Source organism: Streptomyces spongiae (assembly GCF_009377185.1).
Taxonomy (GTDB): Bacteria; Actinomycetota; Actinomycetes; order Streptomycetales; family Streptomycetaceae; genus Streptomyces; species Streptomyces spongiae.
In genome coordinates this window covers 1-8,335 of sequence record NZ_VJZC01000445.1, presented here as the reverse complement: position 1 = coordinate 8,335, position 8,335 = coordinate 1, and the positions used below count along the sequence as shown (strand labels likewise).

7 protein-coding genes are annotated in these 8,335 nt (G+C 73.5%); 2 read left to right on the top strand and 5 right to left on the bottom strand.

All coding sequences use genetic code 11. From position 1 onward, the window contains the following. The first annotated feature begins 139 nt into the window (after positions 1-139). Both FNH08_RS37605 and FNH08_RS37600 read left to right on the top strand, forming a co-directional pair. Positions 140-1,528 carry an FAD-binding oxidoreductase gene (locus FNH08_RS37605; protein ID WP_152776012.1) on the top strand — a complete coding sequence of 463 codons (1,389 nt, stop codon included), beginning with the start codon at positions 140-142 and terminating at the stop codon, positions 1,526-1,528. Positions 1,529-1,579: 51 nt separating this feature from the next. Then, the gene (locus tag FNH08_RS37600) at positions 1,580-3,232 is read left to right on the top strand and encodes a PucR family transcriptional regulator (protein ID WP_152776011.1); all 1,653 of its coding nucleotides are present in this window, start codon (positions 1,580-1,582) and stop codon (positions 3,230-3,232) included. A 23-nt stretch (positions 3,233-3,255) separates the two neighbouring features. Here FNH08_RS37600 and FNH08_RS37595 read toward each other — a convergent pair whose 3' ends face one another. From FNH08_RS37595 to FNH08_RS37575, 5 genes are all read right to left on the bottom strand, one after another. Next, positions 3,256-4,386 carry a glycosyltransferase family 4 protein gene (locus tag FNH08_RS37595; RefSeq protein ID WP_322726132.1) on the bottom strand — a complete coding sequence of 377 codons (1,131 nt, stop codon included), beginning with the start codon at positions 4,384-4,386 and terminating at the stop codon, positions 3,256-3,258. Positions 4,387-4,610: 224 nt separating this feature from the next. Then, on the bottom strand, positions 4,611-6,353 hold the full coding sequence (recN, locus tag FNH08_RS37590; RefSeq protein ID WP_194238749.1) for a DNA repair protein RecN: 1,743 nt from the start codon (positions 6,351-6,353) through the stop codon (positions 4,611-4,613). Positions 6,354-6,410: 57 nt separating this feature from the next. Further along, positions 6,411-7,316 (bottom strand): NAD kinase, encoded by a 906-nt coding sequence (locus FNH08_RS37585; RefSeq protein ID WP_152776010.1) that lies wholly within the window; start codon positions 7,314-7,316, stop codon positions 6,411-6,413. Continuing rightward, positions 7,313-8,128, bottom strand: coding sequence for a TlyA family RNA methyltransferase (locus tag FNH08_RS37580; protein WP_322726131.1), 816 nt, complete (start codon positions 8,126-8,128; stop codon positions 7,313-7,315). The genes FNH08_RS37585 and FNH08_RS37580 overlap by 4 nt, the downstream gene beginning before the upstream one ends. Before the next feature lie 7 nt (positions 8,129-8,135). After that, positions 8,136-8,335: hypothetical protein (locus tag FNH08_RS37575; RefSeq protein ID WP_152776009.1), on the bottom strand; the 200-nt coding region annotated here is incomplete at its 5' end.

Genomic DNA, 8,335 nt, shown 5'->3' with positions numbered 1-8,335 from the left:
GCCCCCAGGGATGGGCCGGGTAGGGGCGGCGGGGGCGAAAACCTCTCGCCCCCCGTCGCCGCGCCCGGCAGGCGACGGCCCGGCCCCCGGGCCTAGCCTGGGAGTGTCCTGTCCCCTGGCGTGAGAGGGGGCGGCTGCCATGGCTCCCCTCGGCAAGGCGCGCGCGGCGCTGGCCGCGCTGCGCGAGGACCTCACCGGTGACGTCCTGGCCCCCGGAGATCCGGGGTACGACGACGCGCGGACCGTCTTCAACGCGATGATCGACCGGCGGCCCGCCGTGATCGCGCAGTGCGAGACACAGGACGACGTGGTGCGCTCGGTGCGCTTCGCCCGGGACCTGGACCTGAAGATCGCGGTGCGCGGCGGCGGCCACAGCGTGGCGGGCATGGCGCTCAACGACAACGGTCTGGTCGTCGACCTGCGCCGGATGCACGCGGTCACGGTCCACCCCGGGTCGTCGAGCGTACGGATCGAGGGCGGCGCCACCATGAGCCACCTCGACCGCGCCACCGAGCCGTACGGCCTCGCCACCACGGGCGGCCGGGCCTCCACGACCGGCGTCGGCGGCTTCGTGCTGGGCGGCGGGAGCGGCTGGCTCGAACGCGTCTTCGGGCTCGCGATCGACAACATCCTCGGCGTGGAGCTGGTGGTGGCGGACGGCCGTACGGTCCGGGCGACGGCCCAGGAGAACCCGGAGCTGTTCTGGGCGCTGCACGGCGGCGGCGGGAACTTCGGCGTCGCCACCGCGCTGACCCTCAGGCTGCACGAGCTGCCCGCGTTCGCCATCGCCCTGATGCTGTTCCTGCCGACGCACGGCCCCGAGGCGGTGCGCGTCTTCCGTGAGGTCATGGAGACCGGCCCGCGGGAGGCGGGCGGAGGCGTGATCTACATGACCGGCGCGCCCGAGGAATTCGTCCCCGGGCATCTGGTGGGCAAGCTCACCTGTGGCGTCCTGCTGACCTACGCGGGCACCGAGGACGACATGCGCAAGGTCGCCCAGCCGCTGCTGGCGCTGCCGCACGAGGCGGAGGTCGTCCAGACCATGCCGTACGCGGACCTCCAGTGCATGCTCGACGATCCGCCGGGCATGCGGAACTACTGGTCGGCGGAGTACGTGAGGGGCCTCCCGGACGACCTCGTGGACGTCTTCTGCGCCCGCGCCGACTCGATGCCCGTACCCACCGGGACGCAGCACGTGCTGTTCCCGCAGGGAGGCGCGATCTTCGACGGGCCCGCCGAGTTCCCGGTGCCGTACCGGGACTCGGCCTATGTCGCGCACCCCTTCGGGGTCTGGGAGGAGCCGGTCGACGACGAGCGCTGTATCCAGTGGGTGCGGGACGTGCGCTCCGACATCCGGCCGTGGAGCACCGGTGCGACGTACCTCAACTTCATCGGCGAGGAGGGCACCGACCGGATCGTGGCCGGCCTGGGCGTCGAGAACACGCGACGGCTGGCCAGGGTGAAGGCCGCGTACGACCCGGACAACGTCTTCCGGTTCAACCACAACATCCCGCCGGATCCCGGATGAGCCCCTCAACGGCATGGGAGCGGGGACGTCCCCGCGGGTAGCGTCCGCTGCATGGACAGCCGCAGGGACGACCGACCCGACCGCGCGGACACCCCCGGCGGTGGGATCACCGTGCGGCGGGCTCTGGAGCTGCCCGGGCTGCGCAGTGGGCTGCCGGAGGTCCTCGCCGGGGCCGACCGGCTGCAGCGCACGGTGCGCTGGGTGCACGCGGGTGAGGTGCCGAACATCGCCTCGCTCCTCAAGGGCGGCGAGCTGCTGCTGACCACGGGCTACGGGCTCGGCACCCGCCCGGCCGACCAGCGGGCCTTCGTACGCACCCTGGCCGACCGTGGCATCGCCGCGCTCGTGGTCGAGCTCGGCACACGCTTCACGCGGCTGCCCGCCGCCCTCGTGGAGACCGCCCGCACGGCCGGACTGCCGCTGGTCCAGCTGCACCGCGAGGTGGCGTTCGTGACCGTCACCGAGGAGATCCACACCGAGATCGTCAACGGCCACTACGCGCTGCTCCAGCGGGCCGAGGAGGTCCACCGGCGCTGCACGGAGGCACTGCTGGGCGGCGGCGGGGTGCCCCAGGTGCTCGCCGTCCTCGCCGACTTCAGCGGCAACCCCGTCTTCCTGGAGACGGCGGACGGACAGCTCCTGTACGCCGCCGGGTCCGGGCCCGTGGACACCGACCCGCTCCAGGTGTGGGAGGGGCTGCGCGGCCATCACCAGGACGAGCCGCCCACGGGCACGACCATCGTCGACGTACCGGGCGGCGGGCCCGGAACCGGCTCGGTACGGGCCCGGCTGGTCCTGCTGCCCGTCGGCGAGCCCTTGGCCCCCGTGCACCGGATGGCCGCCGAACGGGCCGCGGGCATCCTGGCGGTCGTGCTGATGCAGGCCCGCCAGGAGGAGGAGCTGGCCGCCCGGGGGCGCGGCGACTTCCTCACGGACCTCGCCGAGGGCCGCGTCACCGCCCCGGACGCGCCCGCGCAGGCACGCGTCCTGGGCTTCAAGCCGGGGCTCGGCCCGCTGCTGCCGGTGGTGATGCGCCTGGCCGACGGTCCGTCACCGACGGGCGGCGGCTGGGCCGTCCTGGCCCGCGCGCTGGCGGAGGAACTGGCGTCGGTGGGGGTTCCGGTCCTGCTCGGCGTACGCCCTGTCGAGGGCCGGGTGCCGCTGCTGCTGGGCCTGCGCGCGGAGGCGGATCGCCCGGCGGTGGCGGACCGGGTCGCCGCGGCGCTGCGGGCGGGTGTGGAGCGCGCGGGCGTGCGGCGGCCCGGGGCCCGGCCGCCCGTGGTGGTCGTCGGCGTGGCGGGGAGCTGGGCGGCCGCGTCCGCGGGGCTGCGGCACGCGGCCGAGACGGCGACTGCCGCGCACGGCCTGCCGGAACGCCCCTGGCACGACGCCCGCCGCCTCGACATCGACCTGCTCCTGTGGCGGCTGCGCGATCATGCCGGCCTGGCGGCCTTCGTCGACCGCGCGATCGGGCCGCTGCTCGACCACGACGCCCGCTCCAAACCCCCGCTGCTGCCCACGCTGGAGTGCTATCTGGCCCACACGGGCCGCAAGGCCGAGACCGCCCGCGAACTCCACCTCAACCGGCAGACCCTCTACAACCGCCTCGCCCGCATCGGCGAACTCCTGGGCACGGACCTGGACGACCCGCAGACGGTCCTGACCCTGAGCCTGGCGCTACGGGCACAGAGACATGTGCCGTAGGGGACCGATGCCCCGCTGCCGACCTAGGAAAGGGGCCGGGGCCGGGTCAACTCGTCGTAGACGCTGAGCACCTGGGCCACCGTCTCGTCCTCGGTCGGCCAGGTGGCGGTGTGCCGGGCGCCCCGCGCCTTGAGCAACTCCCGCCGGTCCGGATCGGCGAGGAGCCGTACGACGGCCTCCCCGAGGGCCTCCGCGTCGCCGTACGGGACGAGTTCGGCCGCGTCGCCGACCAGTTCGGGGATGCCGGGGGCAGCCGCCGCGACGAGCGGCACGCGCGCGTGGAGGGCTTCCTGGGCGAGCACCGACCGGGCCTCCCAACTGCTCGGCAGCAGCGCGAGATCCGCCGCGGCGATCAGCTCACTGACGTCGTCGCGCCGCCCCACCAGCCGCGCGGGCAGTTCCTCGTCCTCGATACGTTGCTGCAGAACGGGCCGCAGCGGCCCCTCCCCCGCGACCACGAGCAACGGCAGGGGGTCGAGCCCACGCCAGGCCCGCGCGGCGTCCAGCAGCGTCTCGTGCCCCCGGTACCGGTCGAGCGTGCCGACGGCCATGAGCAACGGGCGGTCCGTGGCGCCGACTTCGGCCCGGACCTTGGACGGCTGCCGGTCGGGGTCGTCGCCGCCGGAGTGTGGCGCGGGGACGGCGACGGCGGCCAGGCGCGCGTCCCGGGCACCCCGGCCGCGCGCCCGGTCGACGAGGTCGGACGTGGTCCCCAGCACCACGGACGCGGCCTTGGCGACCCGTCGCTCCAGCATCCGCAGCAGATGCGCCCGGGCCCCCTCGGCATGCGCGCGCGAATGCCACGTCACCACGAACGGCACAGGCCGCCCGCTGAGCGCGAGCGAGGCCCGGAACGCGGCGTGCAGCCCGTGCGCGTGCACCAGGTCGGCGTCGGCACAGGCCATCCGCAACGCGGTCACGGAGGCGGGGTCACTGCTGCGGGGTACGGGAACGTGGGTGGCACCCGCACCGGTGAAGTCGTACGCCCGGTCCGCCTCGCCCGGGGCGCACACGGTCACGCGGACACCACGGGCGACCAGACCCGAGGCCAGCGACCGCACGTGCACACTGCTGCCCGCGCTGCCTCCGCCGAGCACTTGCACAGTGTGCAGCGGCGACTGGCCGTGCGGTGAGTGGCTGCTCACGTGGCTCACGTGGCCGGGGCTCCTGGTTCGGCGTCGGGCGTCACGAAGAAACGTACAGAAGGATCACACGGAGGGGGTGTACCGGGCCCACCGTTCCGCGTGCTACGTCAAGAATGCCAGGCCATAGGGAAGTTCCGGCACCAGGGAGGTGACACTCCCGCACCACCACGGGCAACCCGACCACACCAGGTCACCCACACGAGTGATCTACCGTACGCACGACGTAACGCGCCCTACCCGTCCCCCCGAGCCGCCGCCAACAACTCCTCCGCATGCGCCCGCGCAGTCTCGGAGTCCTCCTGCCCGGCCAACATCCGCGACAGCTCCCGAACCCGCTCCTCCCCCTCCAGCACCTTCACACCGGACCGCGTCACGGACCCGTCATTGGTCTTCTCCACCAGCAACTGCCGGTCGGCGAACGCCGCCACCTGCGGCAGATGGGTCACCACCACCACCTGCGCGCTCTTCGCCAGCTTGGCGAGCCGCCGCCCGATCTCCACCGCGGCCTTGCCGCCGACCCCCGCGTCGACCTCGTCGAACAGATACGTCGGCACAGGATCGGTCCCGGCGAAGACCACCTCCACGGCGAGCATCACCCGCGACAGCTCACCACCCGACGCGCCCTTGGCGATGGGCCGCGGCGGCGCCCCCGGGTGCGGAGCGAGCAACAGCTCCACCTCGTCGACGCCCGACACCCCGTACGCGACCGCACGCCCCCCGACCTCGACGCCCTCCGGGTCCTCGGTCTGCCGGATCGCGAACGACACGCGCGCGTGCGGCATGGCCAGCGAGGCCAGCTCGGCGGTCACGGCCGCCGCGAAGCGCTCGGCGGCCTCGGTCCGGGCGTCCGTCAGCGCCTGCGCCAGCCCGCCCAGTTCGGTCCGCAGCGCGTCCCGCTCGGCGGTCAGCTCCCCGATCCGCTCGTCGTCACCGTCCAGCTCCGTGAGCCGCGCTGCGCTCTGCTCGGCCCACGCGAGCACGGAGGCCACGTCCTCCCCGTACTTCCGCGTCAGCGCGGTAAGCGCGGCCCGGCGCTCCTCGACGGCCGCGAGCCGCAGCGGATCGGCGTCCAGGTCGTCGGCGTACCCGGCCAGTTCCCCGCCGACATCGCCCAGCAGGATCCCGATCTCACCGATCCGGTCCGCGAGCGCGGCCAGCGCGGGATCGTGCGACCGTACGGCCTCCAGCGCCCGGTGCGCGCCCGCGACGAGCGTCGAGGCGTCCACGCCCTCCGGATCCTCGGGGTTGCCCGCGAGAGCGGCGTGCGCGGCCGTCGCGGCGGACGCCAGCGCCTCGGCGTGCCCCAGCCGCTCGGCTTCCTCGGCCAGCTCCACGTCCTCACCGGCCCGCGGTTCGACGGCCGCGACCTCGTCGAGGCCGTAGCGCAGCATGTCGGCTTCCTGGGCCCGTTCCCGCGCACGCGTGGTGATCTCGTCCAGTTCGGCGGAGACGGCGCGCAGCCGGCGGTAGGCCTCCCCGTACTTGGCGAGCGGCGCGGCCACCGCGTCCCCCGCGTACCGGTCGAGCGCCTGCCGCTGCCGGGACAGCTTGAGCAGCCCCTGCTGGTCGGTCTGCCCGTGCACGGCCACCAGTTCGTCGGCCAGCTCGGCGAGCACGCCCACCGGCACGGACCGCCCGCCGAGGTGTGCCCGCGAGCGCCCCTCGGCTGAAACCGTACGGCTGATCAGCAACGCTCCGTCGTCGAGTTCGGCCCCGGCCTCCTCCGCGCGTACGGCCGCCGAGGCGTCCACGGGCACACTGACCCGCCCCTCGACGACCGCGCTCTTGGCCCCGATCCGTACGAGCGCCGGGTCCGCGCGCCCACCGAGCAGCAGGCCGAGGCTGGTGACCACCATGGTCTTGCCCGCACCCGTCTCACCGGTGACGGCGGTGAACCCGGGCGACAGCTCGACGACCGCGTCGTCGATGACTCCAAGCGACCGTATCCGCATCTCCTCCAACACGGAGACGACCATACGAGGTCAGGGTGGAGGAGTGCGAGGTGCCCTGTCACCCGGGCGAGGGAAACGCGGCTAGTGCGGCGCCCCCCGCCACCCCGAAACCGGCAGCGCGAACTTCGCCACCAACCGATCGGTGAACGAGGCATGGTGCAACCGGGCAAGCCGCACCGGTACAGCCCCCCGCCGCACCTCGACCCGCGCCCCCGCCGGCAGTTCCACCGTCCGCCGCCCGTCGCACCACAGCACGCCCGGCGGAATGTGAGGCAGAACCTCCACGGCGAGCACCGAGTCCGGCGACGTCACCAACGGCTTCGCGAACAGCGCGTGCGCGCTGATCGGCACCATCAGCAGCGCCTCGACCTCCGGCCACACCACGGGCCCGCCCGCCGAGAAGGCGTACGCCGTCGACCCGGTCGGCGTGGACAGCACGATCCCGTCGCAGCCGAAGCCCGTCACCGGCCGACCGTCGATCTCCAGCACGACCTCGAGGAGCTTCTCGGCCCCCGCCTTCTGCACGGCGGCCTCGTTGAGCGCCCAGTCGGTGTGCACGATCTCGCCGTTGCGGTGCACGACGACGTCGACGGTCATGCGCTCCTCGACCTCGTACGCCTTGGTCACGACCCGGTCGACGACCTTGTCGAGGTCGTCCCGTTCGGCCTCGGCGAGGAAGCCGACGCTCCCCAGGTTGACGCCGAGCATCGGCACCCCGGAGGCGCGGGCGAACTCGGCGCCGCGCAGCAGCGTGCCGTCGCCGCCCAGCACGATGAGCAGCTCACACCCCTCGAGGCACTGCGGAGTGGCCTCCTTGACCAGCTCCACCTCGTCCGGCAGCGGCAGGTCGCGCGCCTCGTACTCCAGGACGCGCACGCCGAGCCCGGAGCGCAGCAGCCCCTTGACCACGAGTTCGGCGCTGCGGATGGCCGCCGGCCGCCCGGTGTGGGCCAGCAGGAAAACAGTACGAGCTCGGTTCTGTGTCAACGCGGCCCCTCCGCCACTGCACGGTCAACGTCGGCCGGGTCCAGCGCGGGTGCCCCGGCTCGCAGCCACAGAAAGTACTCGACATTGCCCGACGGTCCGGGCAGCGGGCTGGCGGTCACGCCCCGCACGCCGAGCCCCAACTCTCCCGCCTTCTCGCCCACTGAGCGCACCGCTTCGGCGCGCAGCTGTGGGCTGCGTACGACTCCACCACTCCCCAGCCGTTCCTTCCCCACCTCGAACTGCGGCTTGACCATCATCACCAGATCGGCATCCGGCTTCACGCACCGCACCAAGGCGGGCAGCACCAGGCCGAGCGGGATGAAGGACAGATCCCCCACGACAAGATCCACAGGCTCCCCATCGATCGCCGCGAGCGTCAACTCGCGTACGTTCGTACGGTCCTTGACGGTGACGCGTTCATCACTTCGGAGAGACCACGCAAGTTGTCCGTAGCCGACGTCGACGGCGACGACGTGCGCGGCGCCCGCCCGCAGCAGGACGTCGGTGAAGCCGCCGGTGGACGCGCCGGCGTCCAGCGCACGCCGTCCCTTGACCTCGAGCCCCTGCGGTACGAACACCTCCAGGGCACCGGCGAGCTTGTGCCCGCCGCGCGAGACGTAGTCGGGATCGCTGTCGTCCTTCGCCACCACGATCGCGGCGGCGGTCTCCACCTGGGTGGCGGCCTTGGTGGCGACGGTCTTGCCGACGGTGACGCGCCCGGCGGCGATCAGCTGGCCGGCGTGCTCTCGGGAGCGTGCGAGTTTGCGACGCACCAGCTCGGCGTCGAGACGGCGGCGGGTCACTCCTGCCACGTTCGGTTCAGCTCCTGGGTTGGTACGAGGGTTGTGGGTACGAGGGTGAGGGCGCCGGAGGTCCCGGGCGGGCGTCGAGCGCGGTCAGCGTGTCACGCAGCCCCTTGTGTACATCCTCGTACACCTCGACGTGTCCGTCGGTGGCGAGGTGGTCGGTGTCCCCCAGCCGGTCGAGGGCCGCGTCGACGTCGGCGTTGCCGGTGGGGG